The sequence below is a fragment of the Ruegeria sp. BE1 genome, assembly GCF_056538885.1.
In genome coordinates this window covers 944,369-969,738 of record NZ_JBQFTY010000001.1, presented here as the reverse complement: position 1 = coordinate 969,738, position 25,370 = coordinate 944,369, and the positions used below count along the sequence as shown (strand labels likewise).

Here is a 25,370-nt window from a genome sequence, read left to right as displayed (position 1 = left end):
ATTCCCGCTTGCCAGATCATGCGCTGATTGTGTTGTGCTCTGGCCCGTAGGGAAAGCCGGTGATGTTCTCGGCGCCGTTTTCTTCGACCACCAGAATGTCATGCTCACGATAACCACCGGCGCCGGGCTGGCCCTCGGGAATCCACAGCATCGGCTCGATTGAGACGACCATGCCCGGCTCCAACACCGTGTCGATGTCCTCGCGCAGTTCCAGCCCGGCCTCGCGGCCATAGTAATGGCTGAGGACACCGAATGAGTGACCATAGCCGAAGGACCGATATTGCAGCAGCCCTTCATCGGCAAAGAACCGGTTGATTTCGGCCGTGATGCCCGAACAGGTCGCGCCGGGTTTGATCAGGCTCAGCCCCAGTTCATGCGCGGCCACGTTGGCCTTCCAGATGCGCAGGCTGTCCGCGTCAGGCTCGCCCAGAAACAGGGTCCGTTCCAGCGCGGTGTAATAGCCCGAGATCATCGGGAAGGTGTTCAGCGACAGAATATCGCCCTTTTGCAACGCCCGTTTGGTCACCGGGTTATGCGCGCCATCGGTGTTCAGACCCGACTGGAACCAGACCCAGGTGTCGCGATATTCGGCATCCGGGTAGGCGCGCGTAATCGCGACCTCCATCGCGTCGCGCCCGGCTATGGCGATCTCGATCTCGGTCGCGCCTTCGCGGATCGCGGCGTGGATGGCGGCCCCGCCCACATCTGCGGTGCGGGCACCGCCCTTGATCAGCTCGATCTCTTCTGCCGATTTCACCATGCGGGCGGCCATCGTATCAGCGGCCACATCCACCAGTTCCGGCTGACCCAGCATCGCCAGCGCCGTGTTGCGCATTGCCAGCGTCAGATGATCGCCCTCAATCCCGATCCGTTTCGCGCCACCGATCAGGCTGGCCACGGCACGCCAGTAATTGTCACGCTTCCAGTCGGTGTAGATCACGTTCTCCTCGACCGAACGCCGCCACGGCTGACCCGCATCGATATTCGCCGACACCGTGGTGCAGGCGTCCTGCGTGACCACACAGCCATAGGGACGGCCAAAGGCGCAATACAAAAAGCCCGAGTAATAGGCGATATTGTGCATCGAGGTCAGCAACACCGCCGGAATATCCCGCGCCGCCATCAAGGCGCGCAGGCCCGACAGGCGGCGTTGATATTCAGCCTTGCTGAACGGCAACGGGGCCTTTTCGCCATTGTGGCTGGTGAAGAACTCGGGGCGGTTGGTCAGGTCTGTCATCATGCTCTCTCCTGCAATGCCGGACGATGGGTGCCCGGCCACAAGTCCCGGCGTTCAGGACAAGCGGCCTCGGGAACCGAGAGCCATGCGCCCGTTTGACCGTCACGACGCCATCGTGACCGGGCTACACAGGGATAGGGCTAAATCACGCCGCGGCGTGCGTCAAGCGGGGGAAAGGCCCCGCAGACGCTCGGACCGGCGGCGCAGCAATTCAACCGTGGTCAGCAGAGCGATTGAGATCACCACAAGGATCGTCGCCACCGCCAGAATGGTCGGGCTGATCTGTTCGCGCAGACCGGTGAACATCTGCCACGGCAGCGTTTTCTGGCTGGCCGAGCCGACGAACAGAACCACGACCACCTCGTCAAACGAGGTGATGAAGGCGAACAAGCCGCCCGAGATCACGCCCGGCAGGATCAGCGGCATCTGGATCTTGAAGAAGGTCCGCACCGGCCCTGCCCCCATATTCGCCGCCGCGCGGGTCAGTGATTGGTCAAAGCCGACCAAGGTCGCCGTCACCGTGATGATCACGAAAGGAATACCCAGAACCGCATGCGCAAGGATGACCTTCACATAGCCCACAAAGTTCTTGTCCATGCCCAGCGTACCCTCAAGGAAACGCCCGATATCGCTGTAGAAAAAGAACATGCCGGTAGCCGAGATGATCAGTGGCACGATCATGGGCGAGATCAGGATACCCATGATCGCCCGTTTGCCGGGCACGTGACTCTGGCTCAGGCCAATGGCGGCCAACGTCCCCAGCGACACTGAGATGATCGTCGCAATCGGCGCAATGATCAGCGAGTTCTTGAAGCTGCGCTGCCATTCATTGTTGGTGAAGAAATCGCGGTAATGCTTTAGCGAATACCCCTCGGGGTCCAGCCGCAGCATTTCGGGCGTGAAGGTAAAGAAATCCTGCGCATTGAAGGACAGCGGCAGAACCACAAGGATCGGTGTGATCAGGAACACGAAGATCGCACCGCAAATCACCCGGAACGTATAGTGCCAAAGCACCTGCCCGCCGGTCATATACGGCAGCAGTTTCCGCCGATAGCGCCCTTCGTACAGCCAAAAGATAAAGAAGGCGAAGAACCACCCCACCAGCAGGCCCACGATCAGCCCCGTCATGCCAGCAAACAGCAGACCAAGCCCACCTATTCCGAGAATCGTGATCCACCGGGCCACACGCTCGTTATCCAACACGTTCATGTAAACCCAGGCCAGACCTGCCATCAGGACGGCCCCGATCACGATGCCCAACAGGACACTGCCCTGCCCGGCGCCGACGAACATGCCAACGAACCCTCCGGCAATGGCCACAGCGGGCAGGACAACCGACAGTGGTTTGCGGGATATAGGTGTAAGTGCTGCCATGATCTTTATCCCAGTTTCACGTTATCGATGCCCACGATCTTGTCGTAACACCAGTAAAGCAACAGAACGACAGCCAGCAGGATCGTCCCCAAGGCCGCCGCCAAGCCCCAGTTCAGCGAGGACGAGATGTGGTAGGCAATCCGGTTCGAGATAAAGACACCCTTGGTACCGCCTACGATCTCGGGCGTGATGTAATAGCCGATGGCGAGAATGAACACGAGGATCGACCCCGCGCCGATGCCCGGAATGGATTGCGGGAAGTAGATGCGCCAGAAGGTCGTCCAGTTCGTCGCGCCCATGGATTTTGCAGCGCGCGTATAGGATTCAGGTATCGTCTGCATCACCGAATACATCGGCAGGATCATGAACGGCAGCAGGATATGCGTCATCGCGATGATCGTGCCGAATTGGTTGTTGATAATCACCAATCGGGCGTCATCGGCCACTAAGCCAAGCCAAACGAGCGTTTCGTTGATCACCCCCTGCTGCTGCAACATCACCTTCCACGCCGAGGTTCGCACCAGCAGCGACGTCCAGAACGGCAACAACACAAGGATCATCAGCAGGTTCGACACCCGCATCGGCAGGGTCGCCAAGATGTATGACACCGGATAGGCCAGCAGGATACAGGCCCCCGTAATGATCAACGACATCATCAAGGTGCGGCCAAACAGCTTGATCAGGATTTGTTTGTCTTCGGGCTGCGCCTGCGCACCCTCGGGCGTTCGGCGCATGTCGACGGCGTTCAGGAAATAGCCATTGGTGATGGGAACCGCATGGGTCTTGATCGTGCGCCAGGTGTCGACATCCCCCCAGCCATCGTGAATCTCAATCAGCTTGTCTTTGAACGGCGCGTCGGTCTCAGGGTCGATCTTTTTGATCTGGCGGCCCGACCGGCGGAACATCGACGACATGCCAGTTTGTTCATAGTTCAGGCGCGAGCCCAGACGCGTGTGCGTTTTCGCATCAATCGCCGCAATCATGTCCTTGGTGAAGGCGGCGTATACTTCTTCCCCGGGTAAGTCACCGCTTTCAGCGTCCCAATTTCGCAGTTCGACCACCGTCAGCGGCAGAGTATTTTCGACAATGCTGTTTTCAACCGAGCGGAACAGCATCGACACAATCGGGATTACAAAGGATAGCAGAACGAACAAAAGCAGCGGCGCAATCAGGGCCAAAGCCCGCAATTTGCGGCGGCGCAGAGACCGTGCCAGAGATTTCTTCAGAGGCGTGCCATCGGCAGCCAGCATCGGACCGGATTGAGTTGCGTCAGTCATCTGCGTCCCTTGGTCTTTTGGTGGGTTGGGGCCCGCGCAGGCCCCAACCAATCGAGTAAGACAGGCTTATTGTGCCAGCCACGCCTGGAATTTGGCGTCGATATCGTCACGGTAGTCGGCCCAGAACTCGTAGTTGTACAGGAACGTGTTCTTGGCGTTTTCCGGATCGGTCGGCATGTGCGGTGCCATGTCGATGCCCAGGTCAGCGTGCTGCCCCACCAGCGGGGCCGAAGATGCACGGGCCGGACCGTAAGAGATGTACTTGGCCTGATCCGCCAGACGTTGGGTGTCGGTCGCGAACATGATGTAGTCCAGCGCGCGCTGCTGACGCTCTTCGCTCAGACCGGCGGGGATGATCCAACCGTCCAGATCGAACACCTGCGCGTCCCACAGCATGGCAACGGGCTGCTTCTGCTCTTCGATCACGCTGAACAAACGGCCGTTATAGGTCGACCCCATGATGACCTCGCCATCGGCAAGCAACTGCGGCGTGTCGGCACCGGCGGACCACCAGACAACGCTGTCCTTGATGGTATCCAGCTTGGCCAGCGCCTGATCCTGCCCTTCCGGGGTCGCCAGCACGTCATAAACGTCGTCCTTGGCTACGCCGTCGCACAGCAGCGCCCATTCCATGTTGTTGATCGGACGCTTTTCCAGCGAACGCTTGCCCGGATAGTTTTCCAGATCGAACACCGCGCAAATCTCGGTGGGAGGGTTGTCGCCCACCAGATCGGTGCGATAGCCGAAGGTGGTCGAATACACGATCTGCGGGATAAAGCAGTCACTGACCAGCAGATCGCCAAAGTCCTCGGACGCGGGCGTGCCATCCGGTGCGGCCGCAAGCTGCGAGTCAAAGTCGATTTCCATCGCCAGACCTTCGTCGCACAGGCGGATCGCATCCGCCGCAACAACATCCACCACATCCCAGGTGATGTTGCCCGCTTCGTTCATTGCGCGCAGCTTGGCAACCGCCTCGGCCGAACTGTCATCGTTCAGAATCGTAACGCCGGTCTTTTCCGAATAGGGCTCGTGATACGCCTTGAGCTGCGATTTGGAATAGGCACCGCCCCACGAGACGATGGTCATCTCTTCGGCCATTGCACCGCCAGCGACTGCGGCAACTGCACTTGCCAGCAGAGTGGTTTTGGTAACTTTCATTGTTAACTCCCTGTTATACCCGTTAAATTTACTTTTGATCATTGGGGCACGGGGTCTCCCGATGACCGTGAGCGCCGCGCATCCGGGCGGATTGCGCGGGAATTCCTGTGTCAGGCGTCCAGCGCCCGACAATCATGGGCAAGCCAGCCTATTTCGACCTCTTCCCCCGGATGCAGTTTGACTGCGTCAGGCGCATTCCGTGTCTTGATGATGAAATCATCGTTCCCGGCCACAGACACACGGAAACGGAACACGTCACCCATGTAGATGAATTCCTTGACCGTCGCCTTCAGCGTATGCGCATCCTCGTGCAGACGGTCTTTGTTGAACTCCACCCGTTCCGGGCGGATCGACACCTTTGTCCGCTCCCCCGGCGTATGTACGTTCACCGGCTTGGCGTCGATTTCCGACCCATCGTCCAACGCCACCACACACGAGTCCCCGTCGATCGACTTAAGAACGCCTTCCAGTGTGTTGTTTTCGCCAATGAATTGGGCAACAAAACTGTTTTCCGGCTCTTCGTACAACAGGTCCGGCGGGGCCAGCTGCTGAATGCGACCATCGTCAAAGACCGCGACCCGATCCGACATGGTCAGGGCCTCGGTCTGGTCGTGCGTGACGTAGACCGTGGTGATCCCCAGCTCATGGGCCAGACGGGTGATTTCGAACTGCATATGTTCGCGCAGCTGTTTGTCCAGCGCGCCCAGCGGTTCGTCCATCAGGACCAGCTCGGGTTCGAACACAAGCGCGCGAGCCAGTGCGATCCGTTGCTGCTGACCACCCGACAATTGCGCCGGGCGGCGGCTGCCAAAGGCGCCCATCTGCACCATGTCAAGGGCGCGTTTGACCTTGGCCTCGCGTTCATCCTTGCCGATTTTGCGAACTTCCAGCGGAAACGCAAGGTTTTCGGCCACGGTCATATGCGGAAAAAGGGCATAGTTCTGGAATACCATCCCGATCCCACGCTTATGCGGCGGAATGTTGTTGATCGGTCGCCCGTCCAACATGATCTCGCCATGCGTGGCGGTTTCGAACCCGGCCAGCATCATAAGACAGGTAGTCTTACCCGACCCTGACGGGCCGAGCATCGTCAGAAACTCGCCCTTTGGCATTGAGAGATTGAGATCTTTTACAACGAGTATTTCACCATCATAGGATTTTTGCACACGTTGAAATTCGACGAACGCTGCGTCATTGGACATATACCGACTTGGCTCCCTGTGCGGCCCGCTATTTGCCCGGTTTATCCGGATCTGGCAGACCTATTGTCCACATTTAAGGACAAGCGGCAGGTGACGTGCAACCAAAATATGACAGTTTTTGCTCAAATTCCCGAAGGTCTGCTGCACCGTTAAGCAGAATTCAGGGCCCGCATATGCCACGCAAGGCTTTGATTACTGGACAAAACCGGCTTTTTAAGTTGGGCCTGAACCTCGGGGATCGCATCAAAAGTTCTTAGATTTGTGCAGCTTATGAAAACAGCTTCAACCGATGTATCTGCGCCCAATTTCAACGCGGCATCGACGACGGATTGCCGCGAGATACGTACAACCTTGGATTCCTCGGCCTCTCCGAATGAGCCGAAGACATCCATGAACACCCCGTTTTCCGCAAATGCGCGGCGCAGGGGTTCGTTCACATCCTCGATGTAAGGTGACAGCAGAGCAAAACGGGAAACACCCAATTCCGCCGCACAAGCCGAGGCCGCCCGCAATGGGTTTGTCACATGGGCCACATTGCAGGTCTGTTGCACCAATTGCTCCACCCGCTTGGACCCGATCACGGAACTGGCCGAGGTACAGCCATAACCGACCACGTTGTAAGGCCGTGCCTTGGGCAAAAGGTCTGCTGCCGCAGGCAATGCGTTTTCCATTTGGGCCAGCGTGTCGGTGGTGACCTCAGCCCCGCTTGGGATACGCGACACATAAACCGGCGCGGGGTCATCCGTGAAATGGGCGTTGAATTCGGATTCGATCGTCTCATCGGTCTGCAAAACGATCAGCCCCATTGGCGTGGCCTTGGGGTCGTCTGGATCAAGCGTATAGGGCAAATAACTCATATCTGCGGCAACTCCGGCCCGACACGGGCACTGAGAAAACGGGGTTCGGCTTCTGTGATGACAATGTTCTCTTCGTGGACCAGGATTTTGTCGCCCACGGCAATACCGGGTTCCAGTGTCAACACCATCCCCGGTTCCAAAACCGTGTGATCGGTTGGGATCAAAGACGGCCATTCAGTCAAGGACATGCCCAGACCATGCCCCAACCGACCGGCCCCCGTATCGCCTGCAACGCGTGACAGGACCGCGTTCATGGCGTGGAACAAGTCCGCTGCGGTCGCGCCGGGTCGCGCCACCTCAAACGCCGCATCCGAGGCGTCGATCAGGGCCGCATAGGCATCGCGCACCAGCGATGAGGCCGATCCAACCGACCAATTGCGATCAAAATCGCAGAAATAGCCGTCCCACACGAGGCCCGTATCCAGCATCAACACATCGCCCGACCGCAGCGCATCCGACCGTGCGGGTGAGATCACGTCGGTATACCCACCCTGCTCGGCCCCGCCGGCCAGATACGGCACCCAATCGGCGCCCTCCTCAAGACACAGCATTTGGAACCTGCGGAAGACCTCATCCAGCGCGACACCGGGTTGCGCGATTTCGGGCACGCGGTCAAACGCCCGGTTGGCAATCGTACAGGCGGTTTCGATCTTGGTAATCTCGGCGGGCGATTTCACCATGCGAAGCGCACGTAAAATCCCGCCATCGCTGCCCAGACTTCTGTCGCCGAGCATATTTTGAAGCCGCTGCAGATCCGCCAAGGGCATGCGGACATAGCTTTCATGCCCGTCCGGCACCCCGATCACTTCCCCAGACGGGCAGATTTCACGCAGAGTTTCGGCCAGCAGACTGATCCCGTCATCTGACAGGTCCGGGGCGCTCCAGGTGCGGATGTCGTCAACCCAGGTCTGCGCCATCAACGCGGCACCTATCGACGGGATCACAGCAATCGGCTTGCCCGACGCAGGAACAATCAGAAACCAGGGCCGCGTGGGGCTTTCCCAAAATCTGGTCAGATACCCGGTGAAATACCGGACCTCTGGCTCTGTGGTCAGCAGTAAGGCGGAAAGACCGGCCTGCGCCATCCTCTCCTGCGCGCGTGCTGTCCGCGCGTGAAATTCGGAGGCTTCAAACCCCCTCATTCCGCGATCTCCGACAGGAAGCACAACACACGCGCGTCGGGGCAGATGCCGAGGGCCTCGCGCGCATCTTCCGTCATAACGGCGGCAACCCCTGCCCCGCCTGACGCTGTAGTTGCCATACCCGCCTTGGCCATGGCCGGAAGCTGCGCGGTCACCTGCGTATCGGACAAGGTCAGAAACGCATCGGCATCCCGCGCCAGACCATTCAGGGCGATCAGCGAAGGCTCTTTGCAGTCCAGCCGCCCCATCACACTGTCGGGGCCGTCGGCAAAGACGCAGGCACCAGCCTCAATACTGGCCTGCAACGCCGGGGCGGCCTCCGGCTCAACCACGACGATCTGCGGCGCGTCGCCCCAAGCCGTTCGGACATAGGCCGCAACGGCGCAGGCCATTCCGCCCACTCCGGCCTGCAACATGACATGGGTCGGAACCTGCGGGCATTGGTGCACGGCCTCAGAGGCCATCTGCAAATACCCCTCCATCAGCGTGTAGGGCAGATCATAGTACCCCTCCCACGAACTGTCCGACAGGAGTATCCAACCGTTATCCTCGGCGGCCTTACTGGCGGCCTCCATACTGGCGGCATAGTCCACCCCTTCGCGCGCGACCCTTGCCCCCTGCTCGCGCAGCCGATCTGCAAAGCTTTCGGGCACGGTGTCAGCGATATAGACCACCGCATCGGCGCCGAACCTGCGCGCGCCCGAGGCGACGCTGAGGCCATGATTGCCGGCGCTGGCGGTCACATATGTCCGCCCCTGTAAGGTCGTGGCATCAGGTGTTTCGCTCAGGTCAACCGCATGGCGCGCGATCACATAGGCGGCCCCCAGCGCCTTGAACGAGCCCAGCCCCATACGCCCCCGTTCATCCTTGACCCACAGGTTTTCGACATCGGCCAGCCCGGCCACATCGCGCAGTGGCGTTTCCTCGTCCGACAGGCAACGGGCGATCACGTCGGATGCCCGTGCGACATTGGTGGACGGGTACGGGGCATCCTCAATCAGTTTCTGACCTGCGCGATACGGATTCGATGTGATTTTCAACTGAGCGTCTTTCCTATGTTGCCCATTGACGTGACCGGATTCGTGAAGTTCTGTCAACGAAACTCACTCACCGCAGGAGCACCCGATGGCCCATACCAACCCGGCCTTCAGTCAGGCGGAATACGACCGCCGGTTGGCGAAAACACGTGCAGCCATGGCCGCGGCTGGACTGGATGCGCTGTTTGTCGAGGATCCTTCGAACATGGCGTGGCTGACGGGGTATGAAGGCTGGTCGTTCTACGTCCACCAAGGCGTTCTGGTTTTGCAGGATCAGGACCCGATCTGGTGGGGCAGGAAACAAGATGCCAACGGCGCGCGCCGGACGGTCTGGATGCCCGATGATCGCATTCGGGGTTATGCCGACCACTATGTGCAATCGACCATTCGCCATCCGATGCAGGACCTTGCGGAATTGATCCGCGACTGCGGCCTGACCAAAGCCCGCATCGGCGTCGAGCTGGACAACTATTATTACTCGGCCAAGGCGCATCTGACCCTTACATCCGAGTTACCCGAGGCCCGGCTGGTCGATGCCAATGCGCTGGTCAACCGGCAACGCGCCGTAAAGTCGGGCGAGGAAATCGCCCTGATGCAAAAGGCCGCGCGGATTTCAGAAAAGCTGGTCGATGGCGTGCTGGAGCGGATCGAACCGGGGCTGCGCAAGAATGAACTGGTAGCCCAGATTTACCACGATGCGATTTCCGGCGTGGGTGACGACTGGGGGGATTACGCGGCCATCGTTCCACTGCTGCCCTCGGGTGCCGATGCCGCCGCCCCGCATCTGACATGGGACGGTGCGCCCTTCAAATCCGGGGAATGCACGTTCTTTGAGCTGTCAGGCTGCTATCGCCGCTATCACGCGCCGCTCTGCCGTTCGATCTTTCTGGGGCAGCCCCCGGACCACTTGCTACGGGCCGAGGCCGCGTTGGTCGAAGGGCTTGAGGCAGGGCTCGATGCCGCCTGCGCGGGTAATCAGGCGCGGGACATTGCGCAAGCTCTGGCCGCCCCGCTGGAACGTGCAGGGATCGAACGCGGCGCGCGCTGTGGCTATCCTGTTGGCCTAAGCTATCCCCCGGATTGGGGGGAACGCACCATATCCCTGCGCCCCGAAGATGAAACCGTTCTGGAACCCGGCATGACCTTTCACTTCATGCCCGGCCTCTGGATGGACGATTGGGGGCTTGAAATCACCGAGTCCATCCTGATCACTGACACCGGACCCGCGACCTGTTTTTGCGACCGGCCCAGAAAACTGTTTGTGAAACCATGAGTTTGACCAGAACCAAAGACATTCTTGCGGATTTGATCGCATTTGAAACGGTCTCGGCCGACAGCAATCTTGAGATCATCCGCTATCTTTCCGACCGCCTTCAAGCACTGGGCGCGCGCTGTATCGAAACCCGCGATGCGTCCGGCAAAAAAGCCAATGTCTTTGCCACACTGGGCCCCGAGATGCCGGGCGGTGTTCTGCTATCCGGTCACACGGACGTGGTGCCGGTGGCCGATCAGGACTGGACCACCGATCCATTTGAGATGGTTGAGCGAGAGGGCCGGCTTTATGGGCGCGGCACCTGTGACATGAAGGGCTTCATCGCCGCCGCCCTCGCCTTTGCCGAAACGCTGGATCCCCGTACCCTAAAGCAACCGCTGCACTTTGCCTTCACCTATGATGAAGAGGTCGGATGCCTGGGCGCGCAGACCCTTGTGGCCGATCTGTCAGACCGCGGCATCGTACCCGACATCGCCATCATCGGAGAGCCAACCGAAATGCGCGTGGTCGAGGGGCACAAAGGCTGCTTTGAATACACCACCAGCTTTGTCGGGCTCGAAGGACACAGCTCGGCCCCCGACGACGGTGTCAACGCGGCCGAATATGCCGCGCGCTATATCGGCAAACTGCTTGAGCTGCGTCATATCCTGAAATCGCGCGCGCCGCAGGACAGCCTGTTTGAGCCGCCCTGGACCACCATCAATGTCGGCCGCATCTCAGGCGGCGTCGCCCATAACGTCATTGCCAGCAAGGCCGAAGTGGCCTGGGAAATGCGCCCGGTTCAGTCCAGCGATGCCGATCTGGTTCGCAAAACCCTGTCGGATTACGTCCGGCACACGTTGTTGCCTGAAATGCACGCCGTACACCCCGAGGCCAGCATCACCCAAGAGGCTATTGCCGAGGTCGAAGGGTTGGAACCCATGGAGGAAAACGCCGCACGTGAACTGGTGGCTGAACTGACCGGCGCCAATGGCACCGGCACCGTGGCTTTTGCCACTGAGGCGGGGCTGTTTCAGCAACTGGGCGTTCATGCGATTGTCTGCGGCCCGGGATCGATCACTCAGGCGCATAAAGCGGACGAATATGTTGAGGTCGAGCAGCTTGATCTGTGCTGCCGGATGCTGGACCGGTTGGGTCGTCGCCTGATCGCCTAGCCTGTCCCATGCGTCCGGTCATAGGCGGACCGCACGGGCTGCATATGGGCGGCGCGGGCGTCCTCAACCGGATCATAAACCTCCATCACCAGCGGGTAACAGGCGGCCGTGTCCGAGGAATGCTCGGACGAGCAATCGCCACCCGGACAGGCGGACAGGCCCACGATCAGATCAATCTCGGCATAGAACTCAAGGTAATCGCCTGGGCGCACCGGGCTGGCCTTCATGAAATACTGCCCGGTGTCACGGGTGAACCCGGTGCACATAAAGACGTTCAGCACATCATGCACCAACATCTCGGCCTCGTGCAGTGGCAAATCGCAATGGCCCGACAAGGCCCGGGTCAGGTTCGAATGGCAGCAATAGTGGTAATCATCCCCGGACAAAAGCCGCCCCGTATAAGGATCGCAGCGCGTGCCGATCACATCATGGACCGAGCCGCCATAGGCATCGAACCCGTACCAATCCAGCGTATCATCCACCACCGTCGCCATCGGGCGCATATTGGGAAAGCTGGACCACATCCGGTCCCCAGTCGACAAATGCGTGCCATGCAGCGCACGGGTTTTGCCGGAATAAAAACGCTCTGTCAGGTCGTGCCTGTTCCACATGTTCAGGTCCCCGACCTGAGGGCCATCGACCGACAAAACCCGAACAAACGCGCCGGCAGGAACATCGATACATGTGGCGTCACGGGGGGCTGCCACAGCCTCGGCGGTTTTCTTTGCCCCGGCCCGCAGCTTGGCCAAGGCGGTCAGATCGGGTTGTTGCAGCGTGTCCGGCGGATAGCAGATGACCGGAGGGATAGCCTTGCGATCCTTAGCATCGTCCGGCGCCGCAAAGTTCGGTTTCTCCAGTTTCATCAGCGCTCTCCCCCTTGTATTGTCATAGGCTTAGCGTATTCCAAACCGGCGCGCCATGACCTCTTCGCTGCGTAACTCAGGAGACTGAGGCCAAGGGCACCAGCCCGTCACCCAAAGCACGGCGGGCAGGATCATGGCTGGCCCCAAAGCGCCGTGTTACGCCCTGTCCAACCCAAAGGAACCGGCCATACGCCGACGACGGCGCTGAATCGAATGGCGAAAGGCCCGCTTGCTGAACAGCGTCAGCGGAAACATCACGCGTTCGCCCAGGCCATCAATAATGACCAGCTTCCCGCCCCTTTCCTGCGCGCGAACGATATTCAATGTGCCCATATCGCCCACGATGATCTGACCCCTTTCCAGATCGTCCAGCAGTTCCATGAATTCATCATGCAGCTTTTGCCGCCCTGCCCGGTCGTTCTGCAGAGTTTCAAATTCTTTCTGAACCGTGGGGGCAAGTTGCCCATCTGGCCCGGTGAGCTTTTCCACGACAAGCGCGGGCCCTTCGGAGGTGCGCGCATACCCCATGAACCGCGCCAGACGCTCAATTTCGGGACATCCCCGGTTCAGCGCAGCCAGATACTCATTTGCCTCACGCTGCCATTGCCGCAGCCGACCATACCGCCATTCAGAATAGCGCGGAATCCGACGAGACCGCTCAGGCTCATCCACGCGAACCTTCAACAAGGCCCCGGCGATATCGGGGTGCTGGAAAATCTTGTAGTTGCGGCTTTCACGCAAAGGAGAAAGCCCATTCAGGTCAATCATATTTGATGGTCCTGTCCAAATGACGCGCGCGCCAGACAGCCCTCTTCATAAGAGCTTATCACATTCAACACAATTGACGTTTTTCCAACCGGGCTAAGCATCTGCAAAAGGCTCACGGCTTTGTCAAAGCGCCTCTTTAGCGATGGAGAGCAGAATGAAAACCTCCGCTCCATCAGCAGCCACCACCGCATCAGCAACCCGGTCCTCTGGATCGAACGGCGGTGCAAGCTCTGCACAGTCTTCAGGAGCATCGTCACACACAACAACAGTTGCACCCGTTAAATACTCCAGCCGTGCGCGCAATCCCCGGACGTCCTGAATGGCTGCCTGCCGAGCACCGGGGATTTTCTTGTAATCCCCATAGACATAGACCGTTTGCGTATTCGCCGGAACGGCCTCGGCCATTTCCTTTGTCGTAACCTGCCAGAGAGGCAGAAATCCATAGGGAAAGGTCGCAAGTGCCAGAAACTGGAACACAAGAAAACAGACGCTCACAACCCGTGTAGCCTGAAAAATCTTCCCCCGCGTTCTGGATAATTCCACTACTACGGACACAAGGCAGTACCCTAGCAATAGCCATACCCAGCCAAGCGTTCTCAGCGGCACCTGCAGGCCGGACATCAGCGCTTTTTCCAACAACGGCGCCAATCCTACGGCTACCGCCACAAGAACGGTGATCGCAGAAAATCGGTTGAGGAAAAACAAGCCCCCCCAAAACACCAGATACAAGACAGGGATGCACCAGCCCAGAGCGGTAACCCCCCCACCCATCTGCAGGAACATCGTCTGCAAGTATTCCTTTTGCTTATCCAGATTGGACAGCAGATCCGTCCAGCTCTGCACTTCGGTCGGTTCGCGCCATGAGGCTACGGGAATACCAAAAACGCCGTGATGAATGTAGTTCAAGGAATACACCGCCAAGACCCCAAGCGCGAGCGCGCACATGAAGACGATTAAGGTCAAAAGCACACTCTGCCAGGTTTTCGGCGCTTTTCGAGACAGCAACACCAGAGACAGCAAAAGGAAAGGATAGGTCGTGTAGGCCATAAAGGACAGCGGCACAGCTACGACTAAAAGCATAAGGGCCGCACGATGAGACAGAAAGACAACGGCCATCGCAAAGAAAGCGATCACCCACGCCCCCGGCAGCATCGTATTGAACCAGTAACTGATCAGGCTGGCGGGGATCGAAAGCGCCACGAATAAGGCTAAAAACCCCTTGTACCATCCGCCCGTCTCACGATCGAGCATCGCCAGCGCTGTTGCAGCCGCAAAAATCGACTGACCAGCTAGGTACAGAAGAAAGTTCGACGATGCGGAAAGAAAGACAGGGCGGAATTGCCACCAATAGTTCAGCCAACGCCCCTCATCCAAGGCTTTTTGCCAAGCGGCCTCATGTGTCCCCAACAGCGCCGCGAAATCGTCATGCCGGACAAAAGGATCCTCAATCAGCGGCAAATAAACCAAAATAAGGGCCGAAAAGCACAGGATTGAAAGGCGCAGCAACTCGCGCCCCAAAGGTTGAGCGGTCATCACTTACCCTCGTAAGACCGGGCGATGATCGCAGCACGGGCCTGTGCGATGGCCGTTACTGTCTTGACTGGCAGATGGCGCACAATCTGCTTGCGCAGTTTCCAGCTGAACGACCCGGCCTCTTTCAAGGGGGCCTCAACCTTGGTCTTGAGGACCTCGGGCGGCAGTTTGGCTGCTCCCTCTGATTTGGCGTACAGCACCGAATTATAACGATACCAAGGCTCAATACTGGTTTCACTGAACAGGACCGGGCGCAGACAATCATAGGCCGCATACCCGTGACCCTCGAACAGCCCCTGCCAGAATGCCAGTGGTTGCTCATTGATGTGAAATTCGCCGCCCTGACCCGGCACGGCTGCCGAGAACAGGACAAGATCGGAATGTGTTGTCAGGCTTTGCACCAGACTGATTGACGCCTCATTTGGCAAGTGCTCGCCAACTTCCAGAGATTGGGCCAGATCGAAGCGGCGCCCCAGATCTATCGGTTGCACAAGATCCTTGCCAAAAAATGCCTCGGGCGGGATGGCTAGGCGGTCGCGGTCCACATAGTCGCCATCTATCCCCGCAATATCGGCACAACCCGCCGCCGTCCATTCAGACAACCAGACACCGCGCCCGCACCCGAAATCAACAACGCTTTCCGGTTTGATCCAAGTCTGCAAGCAGTCGATCAAACGGTTGGCCGAGCGCCGTGCACCTTGGTCGATATAGTCAAAGAATTCATTAGAATAAACATGCGTCATAACGGTTCTCTAGATTGAATTTTGCTCACGGTAGACCCACAAGCGCAGGATCATAAAGTTCAGTACAGGTAAGACCACGACGACGGATGCGGCCGAGATAGTCTCAGACACGCCAAGGCGCGGCCCTATGATCCCGGTCAGTGCCGAGGACACGATCAGGCCCACACCGATCATGCACAGAAAACGACCGAACTGCGCCGGGGCTGCAAGAGGCTTGCCGAATGTCCAGGCGGTTTGGGCAACATACTGGATCAGGATCGCGGACCCAAAAGCCAGTAGATTGGCAATCCAAGGAGAGCCAAGCAGGTAAAGCAGCCCCAGGTAGACCACCATATAGTAGGCGGCCACTCCGGTTCCGACGACTGCAAAGCGGAATATGCGGCGGTGTTCGCTCATCGGTTCCCAGCGATGCGTTCTATATTCGCTTCGCCTACGGATTCAATCTCCTGCCCCGCCTCTTCATCGACAAAGTACAGAGGGCGACCTTTGGCCTCGACATAAAGACGTCCAAGGTATTCGCCGATGATACCAAGCGTCAGCAACTGAATGCCTGAGAAAAAGCTGATCACCAATACGGTCGAAGCCCAACCTGCGACGGTACTGTACAAAATCAACGAGCCGAACACATAGATCGCCATCAGAACAGCAACAAACAGGGTCAGAAACGCCAACCGTGTCGCGATTTGCAGCGGTTTGATCGAAAAGCTCGCCAGGGCGTCAAAGGCGAACCGGATCATCTTGGACATCGGGTACTTGGTTTCACCGGCGACGCGCGGGTCGCGAACATACTCGATACCGATCTGCCGGAAGCCTGCCCAGGCGAACATCCCCCGGATAAAACGCGCGCGTTCGGGCATTTGCAGAACCGCATCCAAAGCCCGCCTGCTGACCAGCCGGAAGTCACCCGTGTCGTTCGGAATAGGAACATCTGACAACCGGTTGAGCACGCGGTAGAACCCGTGCGCCGTCACCTTTTTGAACCAGCTTTCGCCCTTGCGCTCACTGCGCCGCCCATAGACCACATCATAGCCGCGATCCATCATCGCCATCATGTCAGACAGCAATTCGGGCGGGTCCTGAAGGTCGGCGTCCAGCATGAATATCCGCTTGCCCTTTGCAGCCATAAGCCCGGCCGTCAAAGCAACCTGATGGCCGCGGTTCATCGACAGCTTCAACCCGCGGATTGCTGAATGCTGTTGGCACTGTTTGCAAATCTCGTTCCACGTTCCATCGGTCGAGCCATCATCGACCAGCACGATCTCGGCCTCGCCCTGCCACGCCTGCGTTGCGGCGACCAGACGATCGACCAGCATCGGGATCGAGGCTTCTTCGTTCATACATGGAACGACAACGGACAATAGCATTGTACCTCCGACCGTGGTTCTGTGTCCGACTTTGGGCGACGCGCCCGCACGTGTCCGGAACTGGCTGCTCATGGTTTTTGTTCCACTTTTACTTACGGCCCTTGTTACCCCAACACGCCGGTTTCGCGAATTGGCTGGCGCAAGAAATCGAAGGGTCGTTACCGGTGCGACACATTCCTGCGGGTAGCTTTGCGATCCCAGTAGGCAGCTGAAGAACGGCCGGACGTTACCTGAACGATATGGCAGCAATGCGCCCTTACTAGGGCATTGATCAGGTGCGCAGCAGCCCAAAACACCAGACCGGGTTTCGCGTCAGACAGTACTTAAGCTGGGGGAATGGCGGAGAGACAGGGATTCGAACCCTGGAGACGGTTTCCCGCCTACACACTTTCCAGGCGTGCGCCTTCGACCACTCGGCCACCTCTCCGTGGGCGCGATACTTGGACCATCGCCGGGGAATTTGCAAGGGGCGATTATCGCGAAAATTCAACCAGTCTCAGACAGGTTGAACGTGGGGTCAGACCTCGTCCCCATCGCCACCCGACAGATCAGTCTCAGTCATCTCAACTGGTTGCGTCCGCGGCGTTTCTGCCACCTCGGGCTTGGGCGGTTTTCCACCGGGCTGCGTCTGCAACGCCTGAGGATTGCGCAGCCAGACATCGCGCTGGGCAAAGGGAATCTCGATGCCTTCTTCGACGAAACGGCGGTTGATCTCGTGGTTCATGTCCGAGGTCACGGACAGAACCCAGTTCACATCCCGCAAAATGGCGCGAATCTCGAAATCCAGCGAATCCGCACCGAACCCCTTGAACACGACGCTGGGCGCGGGGTTGGCCAGAACCATGGGGTGCGCATTGGCGATCTCACCCAGTATCTTTTCAATCAACCGCGTATCGGTCCCATAAGCCACGCCAACCGGTACAATGACGCGGCCAATCGTGTTGCCGCGCGTGTAGTTTGTCACCACACCGCTGATCAGGTCCGAATTGGGGACGATCACATCCGTACGGTCAAACGTCTCAATCCGTGTCGACCGCACCGAGATGTCGCGCACATAGCCCATCATCCCGTTCACATCGATCCAATCGCCTTTTGAGATCGGCCGTTCAACAAGCAAGATGATCCCCGAGACAAAGTTGGACACAATGGTTTGCAGGCCAAACCCGATACCAACCGACAAAGCGCCGGCAACGATGGCCAGTGACGACAGGTCGAAACCTGCAATCATGATGGCCACCAGCGCAGCCAGGAAAACCCCCACATAGCCGGTGCCTGCCGCAATCGCGTTCTGACCGCCCGGATCAATGCTGGTCTTTGGCAGCAATGAGGTCCTGAGCCCGCTTTGCAGCAGCCGCGTCAGCCCGTAGCCGATTGCAAAGACCACAATGAAGGTAAAGAAATTCCTGGGCGAAATCGTCACCCCGCCAATGTCAAACCCGATCAACAGGCGCGACCAAAGCTCAAGCAGGTCCGTTTCACGCGCGCCCCAATAGAGGGCGATGACCGGCAAAGTCATGATGGCAATAACAAAGCCCGCCAACACAGCGAAAAGCGAATCCCGTGCGCCGTCGCCCTGACCGCTAATCCAGCCATAAACCGACGTCAGGAACCGGTGGAAAATCGCCAGCGCGGCAAACAGAACCAGTGTTTTGACGGCCGGAAAGACAATCGCTTCGGCTGCGTTTGTGTATCCCACAGCGGCAAGGATGGGGCTTGCGATACCCAGCAGGAACAGCGCCTTACGCAGGAAATCCACCACCTGTGACAAACCCGCGCTGCGTGCGGGTTCGCTGACCTCTGCATCACCGTCCTGAGGCTGAGTGGTTCTGATCCGGCGTATGCGCAACAAGATCAACGCCGTGGCCACCACCACTGGAAAGCTGATGACCGCACGAGTGGCGTCCGAGATATTCTCGATCTGGTCAAAGAGCAGCCCGAACTCATAGAGGATCAGAAGAACCGCCAGAATATCCAGATAGACCCGCAGTTCAGTCACAGTCTTGCGCGACAGGCGGGCAAAGCTTTGCGCCGCTTGCGTGACGTAGAGCTGACGCCCTATCCAGTCGTAGTAAAAGATCAAAGCCGCCCAAAATGGCACGTTTTGAATGATCAGTGTGCCGCGCAATCCAAGCAGGCTGGTCATGGTGATTGCCTGAACCAATAGCCAGACCCCAAACCAGGGCAAAGCAATACGCAACAGCGACACCAGAAAGGACCAGACCCCACTGCCCCGTCCCCCGAAATTGCGCAGGTATTCCCCTGCCCGCTCGGACCAGAAGCGCCCGTAATACAGCAGGATTCCCGCCGCAGCGACCAGAAACAGAATGCCCAGGCCGCGCTCGCTCAGGCGGGTTTGGACGATGTTGGATTTCAGATTAAACGCCGATTCATTGACCAATCCCCGCAGCGCCTCGACGATATCTGTCCAGGCCGGGCCCCAATAGACCGGGTTCAGCGGGGAAACGCCGCGCTCCAGCAGTTCTTTGGTTTGCCTGTCCCGCAGCAACTGATCGATCTCGCTGATCAGTCCATTTGCGCGGCTGAACGCCTCTTCCGAGATGATCCGGGGGACCTGCAGGCTGGTCAGTTGATCTTCGAGATGCTCGCGCAGCTTGGCGATCTCTTCGGGCTCTGACGCGTCCCCCTCGGGTGCGGGCCCCAGCGCTTTGATCTGCGCCTCCAGCGTCTGGATGCGGTCAGTATTGGCGCCTCGGGCGGTGTTGAAATCCTCGCGGTAGTCGAAAATCTCGGCCCGCAGGTTTTCAAGCGCGGCGTTCGATGTCCGATCTTCTGCGATATCGGTTTCGGCCCGGCTCGCCGTGTCCAGCCAATTCTGATAGTACTCGCTTTGACGATCCGTCAGCTCGGCGGCCGCGGGGCCACCCAACAAGGCGCAGCACAGCAGTAAAAACGCAAGACACAGGCGGACCGGCCGCAGCATCAGATATCCTCGAACACGCCCGGAATGCTGCGGGGGGCCTCGGTCATCCAATCCGGAACGGGCAACTCTTTTTCCCGCAAGAACTCAGGGTTGAATAGTTTGGACTGATAGCGCGTGCCATAGTCGCACAGAATCGTCACGATGGTATGGCCGGGCCCAAGATCCTTGGCCAGACGCACCGCACCGGCCATGTTGATCGCGGTCGAGCCACCCATGACCAACCCCTCTTCGCGCAGCAGATCAAAGATATAAGGCAGCGCCTCGTTATCGGTCATCTGGTACGAGAAGTCGGGCTTGAACCCGTCGAGGTTCTTGGTGATCCGAACCTGCCCGATGCCCTCGGCGATCGAGCTGCCCTCCATCGCGATTTCACCAGTGGTGTAATAGGAATAGAGCCCTGCGCCCATCGGATCGACCAGACCGATTTTGACTCCTTTGGGCTGAAGCGCGTCGGCCACACCGGCCAACGTCCCGCCCGAGCCCACGGCACAGACAAACCCATCCACTTTGCCGCCGGTCTGTTCCCAGATCTCGGGGCCGGTGGTTTCCACATGCGATTGGCGGTTGGCAACGTTGTCGAACTGGTTCGCCCAGATCGCGCCGTTGGGCTCGGTCTGCGCCAGTTCTTCGGCCAGACGGCGCGAATAATGCACAAAGTTGTTGGGGTTGCGATAGGGTGCCGCCGGAACCTGCACCAGCTGGGCCCCCGCCAAACGCAGCATGTCCTTTTTTTCTTCGGACTGCGTTTCCGGGATCACGATCACGGTTTTGAACCCCATCGAGGCCCCGACCAGCGCAAGACCGATACCGGTGTTGCCTGCGGTGCCTTCCACAATGGTGCCACCCGGTTTCAATTCGCCCCGCGCAACCGCATCACGAATGATATAGAGCGCCGCGCGATCCTTGACCGATTGGCCAGGATTCATGAACTCGGCCTTGCCAAGGATCTCACACCCGGTTTCCTCGCTAATGCGTTTCAAACGGATCAGCGGCGTTTTCCCGACTGCGTCGGCAAGGTCTCGTGCAATGCGCATGGCACCCTCATTTCATTTCGTATCATCGAAGATGTACAGATGCCGTGCGGCAACCACAAGCGGCGATCCCTACCCGCGCAGCCGCGCACGGTTACGCGCCAGCCAATGGGCCAGCGTCAGCATGGGTAAATCCTTGAATTCGTGGCGATCCACCATCTGCATAAAGGTGTCATAAGGCAGGATTTGCGTTCGGATATCTTCGCCCTCGGACGCCAGACCACCATTGTCGATGGTCTGGGTCAAATCACCCAAGCCCACATAGAGGTAAATGTACTCGGTCGATGACCCGCTCGAAGAATAGGCCCCACCCGCGTATTCAAGGCCGCGCAGCGTGACGCGTGCCTCTTCCTCAGCCTCGCGATAGGCGGCCTGTTCGGGCGTTTCGCCTGCGTCGATCATGCCTGCCACCGGCTCCCACATCCAAGGCTCGGGGTCTTCGATCAAGAAGACCGGCGCGCGAAACTGTTCGACCAGCAGAACCGCGTCACGCACCGGGTCATAGGGCAACACGACGACGGCGGCCCCCTGCATCATCCCACTGCGATGCAGAACCGGGCCCATGGTTCCGTCGTGCTGGCGGTGCTGTACCTCCAACTCTTCCATGCCGAAATAGTTCAGATATGCGCGCCTGTGGCTTCGCACGATGACATCTTTGGCCGTGTCCCGCGTATCCCCTGTCTGGCGCTTGCGCGCGGCCAGCTTGGCCCAGGCACGGGTGCGGATCGGGGTGAAATTTCGGGCAATCTCGGGCGCGTCGATCCGACCGTAGTAGGCCAGTTCTTCCTCTGCCGCGACCAAAGTGACCTCAGCCCATGTCTTAACCCAATCCTGCAAGCGCCAAGGTCCGTCTGCCGTCCAAAGACCGGCTTTGGGAAAGAACACATGGGCCTGAGTCGACGATCCATCCGCCAATTCTACATCGCGCAGAGTGGTGTCATATTCGAACCCGCCTTCGTAAAAGGCCAGCCGTTTCAGGTCTTCGGGCGTAAATCCCTGAACCAAAAGTCCCTGGGCCCGGCCACCGTCCTGCGCTGCGATCATAGGGAAAGCCTGCCCCGCCACCGCATAAACCGCGTGATCAGGCAAAACGGCCTGGGACACGGTCAGTTGCGAAAGCGGTCGGCCAATCACAAGCTCCAGCAGTGGCTGATGCCGAAGCGTGCCATAGAAAAACAAATCGGACAAAATCAGTGTCTCTTGCTGAGTAGATGGAGATTACCGCCAGCGGCGGCCAGCTTCTTCGGTTGCAAGACCGGCGATAACCGCACCGATCACCAACGTCCACAGAATTTCCGGCGACCACAATTGCTTGCTATAATCCACACCGATCTGAAAGATCGAGATCAGTGCTTCGAACGGGCCATCGTACCGGTGGCGCATGGCCAGGCGGAACATCTCATAGCAGCCCTGCACGAACAGCGCCCAGAACACCATCGAGACAATGCCCGTCAGACCGTTATTGATCGCGCTGGTCCATCCACGACCGACCCGACGCCCCATCACCGTCCAGCCACAGACAACGCCAATGATCATATTGACCATGGTAAACGATCCATAGTCTTTGCCTTCTTCGCCGTTGTTGATGATCATGCTTGAAACGACAAAGGCCACGACCAAAAGACAAATTGCAGCAACGAGACGCGGAGCACTGGGCATTCGGAATTTCCGTTTGTTAACTGGGTTTTGCTATAGTGATCTGTGTCACATCGCAGTTGCCAGTGTCAAAGGCTGCGCCGCAGGCCGTCAAATAATAGTTCCACATGCGGCGAAAACGCTCGTCAAAGCCCATGTCCGCGATTTCGTCCCATTTGTCGTTGAACGTTTCGTACCAACGCCGCAGGGTCAGATCATAGCTTTTGCCGAACTCCCGCGATTTCACCACGTCCAAACCCGCATCCTCAACCTGCTGTTTCAGTACAGAAGGCGCCGGAAGCATTCCACCCGGAAAGATATATTTCTGAATGAAATCAACGCCGTTCTTGTAGACATCCCAGCGGTGATCCGCGACGGTAATGATCTGCAGCGTCGCCTGCGCGCCGGGCCGAAGTCGCTCGCGCACGGTCTCAAAGTAGACCGGCCAGTATTTCTGCCCCACGGCTTCGAACATCTCGATCGAGGCGATTCCGTCATATTGACCCTGTTCATCGCGGTAATCCTGCAATTTGAACTCTACCAGATCAGAAAGCCCCGCTTTTTCAATTCTTTGCCGCGCAAACTTCAACTGCTCCTCGCTGATGGTCAGACCTGTGACCCGAAGGCCACGCTCTTTCGCGGCATATTCGGCAAATCCACCCCAGCCGCAGCCGATCTCAAGGATATGATCTCCGGGCTTTGCGCCCATTTCATCGACAAGGCTGGCATATTTTGCCGTCTGCGCTTTTTCCAGACTTTCCTGCCCGGTTTCGAACAGAGCGCTGGAATAGGTCATGGTTTCATCCAGCCACAGACTGTAGAAATCATTCCCCAGATCGTAGTGGTATGAGATGTTCTTTTTCGCCTGCCGCCGGTTGTTGCGATGCAGCCAGAACCGCAGCCTTTCATAGGCCTGGACCAGGAACTTGCCGGTAAAATCGTCATAGACGGTTTCGGTGCCCAGATGCACCAAGTCCATAAAGGACCGCAGATCTGGGGTGCTCCAACCGCCTTCCAAATAGGAGTCCGAGAATCCCAGCTCACCCTCGCGGATCAGGCGCGCAAATACGTCCTCATCATGAATATCAACCTGCGCCACCGGCCCCGGTTTGGCCCCTTCAGAGCGGAAGACGCGCCCATCTTGCAGCGCGATGTCCAACCTGCCGAACTCCATCCGGTTCAGCATCTTGAACACTTGGGCAAAGTATCTGGGCAGGTTTTTCTGCCCGTCAGTCGTTGTAAGGATCATCCGCTCTCCCCTTTGCGGCCGTCGCTCAAGGCTAGGCCGAGATTGTGTTTGTGGCAAGTTTTCAGTTCCTTACCCGGTTTTTCGGTTTTCATACGCCGCCAGCGCGCGCGCACGACCCGTCGCAAGATCAACGACCGGCTCAGGATAAGCCGAGCCAGGATCGAGGGCCCAGGATCGTGGAACCGCATCGAAATAGGACAAGGCGGTCGGTGGTGGCGCGCTTTGTCCTTCGGCAATCCAGCGGTTTTTGTAATCCCCGTTTGGATCGAACTTTTCCAACTGCGTCTGCGGGTTGAAGATGCGAAAAAACGGGGCCGCGTCCGGCCCTGATCCCGCAACCCATTGCCAGCCCATCGCGTTTGATGCCGGGTCCCAATCGACAAGACAGTCGGCGAACCAGTTCATGCCAATTTTCCAGTGCGTCATCAGATGCTTGGTCAGGTAACTGGCCACAATCATCCGGGCGCGGTTGTGCATGCGGCCGGTCACGTACATTTGCCGCAAACCGGCATCTACGGCGGGAACTCCGGTCCGGGCCTGCCGCCAGGCCACAACATCGGGATGATCCGCATCCGTGTTCCAGCCGAACGTATCCCATTCGGGTTTCCAATTGCCGGTCAGCAGCTGCGGCGTGTGAAACATCAGGTGATAGGCAAATTCGCGCCAGACCAGCTGACGCAGATAGGCATCCGTGCCCTGTACACCATTCTGGGCCGCGTTTTGAACCACGTGCCAAACGCTGGGGGGGCTGATCTCACCCAACGACAGGTATTCTGCAAGGTCCGAGGTCCCGTCCACATCCAGACGGTTTCGATCCTCGGAATAGGCCGGGATTCGGTCCAGAAACTCGTGCAATATGTCGAAAGCAGCGGCTTCTCCGGGTCTGACATGCGCCGAAACTACTGCGCCGCCGCGATTCATCGCAGCCCCCAATCGCCACGCGGTAAGATCGTCGGATGCAGGCCAATGCGTCGGTGCTGGTATAGATGCAGGCGGCGCTTCGGGTGCCGCAACATCCCGCCCCTGCACCGCGCGCCACATGGGTGTGAACACCCGAAACGGCTGGCCGGTTTTGGTGGCGACGGTCCAGGGTTCGAACAGCAGATGCCCCGCAAAGGACCGGGCGTCGATCCCCTGCTGCGTCAGCGCGGACTTGACCGCTGTATCACGATTGATGGCGTCAGGGTCATAAGCGCGCGACCAGAAAACCGAAGTCGCGCCGGTTTCCGCGATCAAGGCCCGCAGTACACTCAGCGCACCGCCCTTGCGCAGGATCAGCCGGCTGCCCGCCTGTTCCAGCGTGCGCGCGAAGCTCTGCACCCCCTGCTCCAACCGCCATTTCGGGGCCGCGCCCAGAGCGGCTGTCAGGTCGTCCAGAATGAACACTGGAATGACCGGACGACCCGATCTTGCGGCCTCGGCCAATGCTGGATGATCCGACAGGCGCAAATCCCGTCGGAACCAGATGATGATCGGAGAATGACTGTGTTCCATGACCGCCCGGTGTTTTAGACCGCATTACGCAGCCCGCC

22 protein-coding genes and 1 tRNA gene are annotated in these 25,370 nt (G+C 58.7%); 2 read left to right on the top strand and 21 right to left on the bottom strand.

Going from position 1 to position 25,370, the window contains the following annotated elements; all coding sequences use genetic code 11:
* Positions 1 to 16: 16 nt before the first annotated feature.
* From ACR0J5_RS04795 to ACR0J5_RS04760, 8 genes are all read right to left on the bottom strand, one after another.
* Positions 17 to 1,237, bottom strand: a complete 1,221-nt coding sequence (locus ACR0J5_RS04795) for an aminopeptidase P family protein (protein ID WP_480650926.1) — start codon at positions 1,235 to 1,237, stop codon at positions 17 to 19.
* Positions 1,238 to 1,399: 162 nt separating this feature from the next.
* Entirely contained in the window at positions 1,400 to 2,611 is a 1,212-nt protein-coding gene (locus ACR0J5_RS04790) for an ABC transporter permease (RefSeq protein ID WP_480650924.1), read from the bottom strand.
* A gap of 5 nt (positions 2,612 to 2,616) precedes the next feature.
* A complete protein-coding gene (locus ACR0J5_RS04785) occupies positions 2,617 to 3,888 on the bottom strand; it encodes an ABC transporter permease (RefSeq protein ID WP_480650922.1) in 1,272 nt (423 codons plus the stop codon).
* A gap of 66 nt (positions 3,889 to 3,954) precedes the next feature.
* The gene (locus ACR0J5_RS04780; protein ID WP_480650920.1) at positions 3,955 to 5,046 is read right to left on the bottom strand and encodes an extracellular solute-binding protein; all 1,092 of its coding nucleotides are present in this window, start codon (positions 5,044 to 5,046) and stop codon (positions 3,955 to 3,957) included.
* Between the two features lie 110 nt (positions 5,047 to 5,156).
* The gene (locus ACR0J5_RS04775; protein ID WP_480650918.1) at positions 5,157 to 6,248 is read right to left on the bottom strand and encodes an ABC transporter ATP-binding protein; all 1,092 of its coding nucleotides are present in this window, start codon (positions 6,246 to 6,248) and stop codon (positions 5,157 to 5,159) included.
* Positions 6,249 to 6,397: 149 nt separating this feature from the next.
* Positions 6,398 to 7,105, bottom strand: coding sequence for a maleate cis-trans isomerase family protein (locus tag ACR0J5_RS04770; protein ID WP_480650916.1), 708 nt, complete (start codon positions 7,103 to 7,105; stop codon positions 6,398 to 6,400).
* Complete coding sequence (locus ACR0J5_RS04765) at positions 7,102 to 8,247, bottom strand: M24 family metallopeptidase (protein ID WP_480650914.1); 1,146 nt, start codon at positions 8,245 to 8,247, stop codon at positions 7,102 to 7,104. Before ACR0J5_RS04765 ends, ACR0J5_RS04770 begins: the two co-directional genes overlap by 4 nt.
* The gene (locus tag ACR0J5_RS04760) at positions 8,244 to 9,287 is read right to left on the bottom strand and encodes a pyridoxal-phosphate dependent enzyme (protein WP_480650912.1); all 1,044 of its coding nucleotides are present in this window, start codon (positions 9,285 to 9,287) and stop codon (positions 8,244 to 8,246) included. Before ACR0J5_RS04760 ends, ACR0J5_RS04765 begins: the two co-directional genes overlap by 4 nt.
* Positions 9,288 to 9,372: 85 nt before the next feature.
* Between ACR0J5_RS04760 and ACR0J5_RS04755 the strand changes: the two genes are divergently transcribed.
* Positions 9,373 to 10,557: a M24 family metallopeptidase gene (locus tag ACR0J5_RS04755; protein WP_480650910.1), complete on the top strand. Its 1,185-nt coding sequence runs from the start codon at positions 9,373 to 9,375 to the stop codon at positions 10,555 to 10,557.
* Positions 10,554 to 11,711, top strand: a complete 1,158-nt coding sequence (gene argE / locus ACR0J5_RS04750; RefSeq protein ID WP_480650908.1) for an acetylornithine deacetylase — start codon at positions 10,554 to 10,556, stop codon at positions 11,709 to 11,711. The genes ACR0J5_RS04755 and argE overlap by 4 nt, the downstream gene beginning before the upstream one ends.
* Here the strand turns inward: argE and ACR0J5_RS04745 are convergent.
* The 13 genes from ACR0J5_RS04745 to ACR0J5_RS04685 all read right to left on the bottom strand — a co-directional run bounded on the left by ACR0J5_RS04745 (position 11,708) and on the right by ACR0J5_RS04685 (position 25,332).
* Entirely contained in the window at positions 11,708 to 12,574 is an 867-nt protein-coding gene (locus ACR0J5_RS04745) for an urea carboxylase-associated family protein (protein ID WP_480650906.1), read from the bottom strand. The genes argE and ACR0J5_RS04745 overlap by 4 nt on opposite strands.
* A 156-nt stretch (positions 12,575 to 12,730) precedes the next feature.
* Entirely contained in the window at positions 12,731 to 13,342 is a 612-nt protein-coding gene (locus tag ACR0J5_RS04740) for a YrbL family protein (protein ID WP_480650904.1), read from the bottom strand.
* A gap of 123 nt (positions 13,343 to 13,465) precedes the next feature.
* A complete protein-coding gene (locus ACR0J5_RS04735) occupies positions 13,466 to 14,875 on the bottom strand; it encodes a hypothetical protein (protein ID WP_480650902.1) in 1,410 nt (469 codons plus the stop codon).
* On the bottom strand, positions 14,875 to 15,618 hold the full coding sequence (locus tag ACR0J5_RS04730) for a methyltransferase domain-containing protein (protein ID WP_480650900.1): 744 nt from the start codon (positions 15,616 to 15,618) through the stop codon (positions 14,875 to 14,877). The genes ACR0J5_RS04735 and ACR0J5_RS04730 overlap by 1 nt, the downstream gene beginning before the upstream one ends.
* Positions 15,619 to 15,627: 9 nt before the next feature.
* Complete coding sequence (locus ACR0J5_RS04725; protein WP_480650898.1) at positions 15,628 to 16,014, bottom strand: GtrA family protein; 387 nt, start codon at positions 16,012 to 16,014, stop codon at positions 15,628 to 15,630.
* A complete protein-coding gene (locus ACR0J5_RS04720) occupies positions 16,011 to 16,982 on the bottom strand; it encodes a glycosyltransferase family 2 protein (protein ID WP_480651437.1) in 972 nt (323 codons plus the stop codon). Before ACR0J5_RS04720 ends, ACR0J5_RS04725 begins: the two co-directional genes overlap by 4 nt.
* A gap of 337 nt (positions 16,983 to 17,319) precedes the next feature.
* A tRNA-Ser gene (locus tag ACR0J5_RS04715) sits at positions 17,320 to 17,409 on the bottom strand.
* 90 nt (positions 17,410 to 17,499) lie between these two features.
* Entirely contained in the window at positions 17,500 to 19,923 is a 2,424-nt protein-coding gene (locus tag ACR0J5_RS04710; RefSeq protein ID WP_480650896.1) for a DUF3772 domain-containing protein, read from the bottom strand.
* Entirely contained in the window at positions 19,923 to 20,957 is a 1,035-nt protein-coding gene (locus tag ACR0J5_RS04705) for a cysteine synthase A (protein ID WP_480650894.1), read from the bottom strand. The genes ACR0J5_RS04710 and ACR0J5_RS04705 overlap by 1 nt, the downstream gene beginning before the upstream one ends.
* 69 nt (positions 20,958 to 21,026) lie before the next feature.
* Positions 21,027 to 22,142 (bottom strand): NUDIX domain-containing protein, encoded by a 1,116-nt coding sequence (locus ACR0J5_RS04700; protein WP_480650892.1) that lies wholly within the window; start codon positions 22,140 to 22,142, stop codon positions 21,027 to 21,029.
* A 30-nt stretch (positions 22,143 to 22,172) separates the two neighbouring features.
* Positions 22,173 to 22,613 carry a TrgA family protein gene (locus ACR0J5_RS04695; protein WP_480650890.1) on the bottom strand — a complete coding sequence of 147 codons (441 nt, stop codon included), beginning with the start codon at positions 22,611 to 22,613 and terminating at the stop codon, positions 22,173 to 22,175.
* A 16-nt stretch (positions 22,614 to 22,629) separates the two neighbouring features.
* Positions 22,630 to 23,838, bottom strand: a complete 1,209-nt coding sequence (locus ACR0J5_RS04690; RefSeq protein ID WP_480650888.1) for a class I SAM-dependent methyltransferase — start codon at positions 23,836 to 23,838, stop codon at positions 22,630 to 22,632.
* Positions 23,839 to 23,907: 69 nt separating this feature from the next.
* Entirely contained in the window at positions 23,908 to 25,332 is a 1,425-nt protein-coding gene (locus ACR0J5_RS04685; RefSeq protein ID WP_480650886.1) for a cryptochrome/photolyase family protein, read from the bottom strand.
* Positions 25,333 to 25,370: the final 38 nt, after the last annotated feature.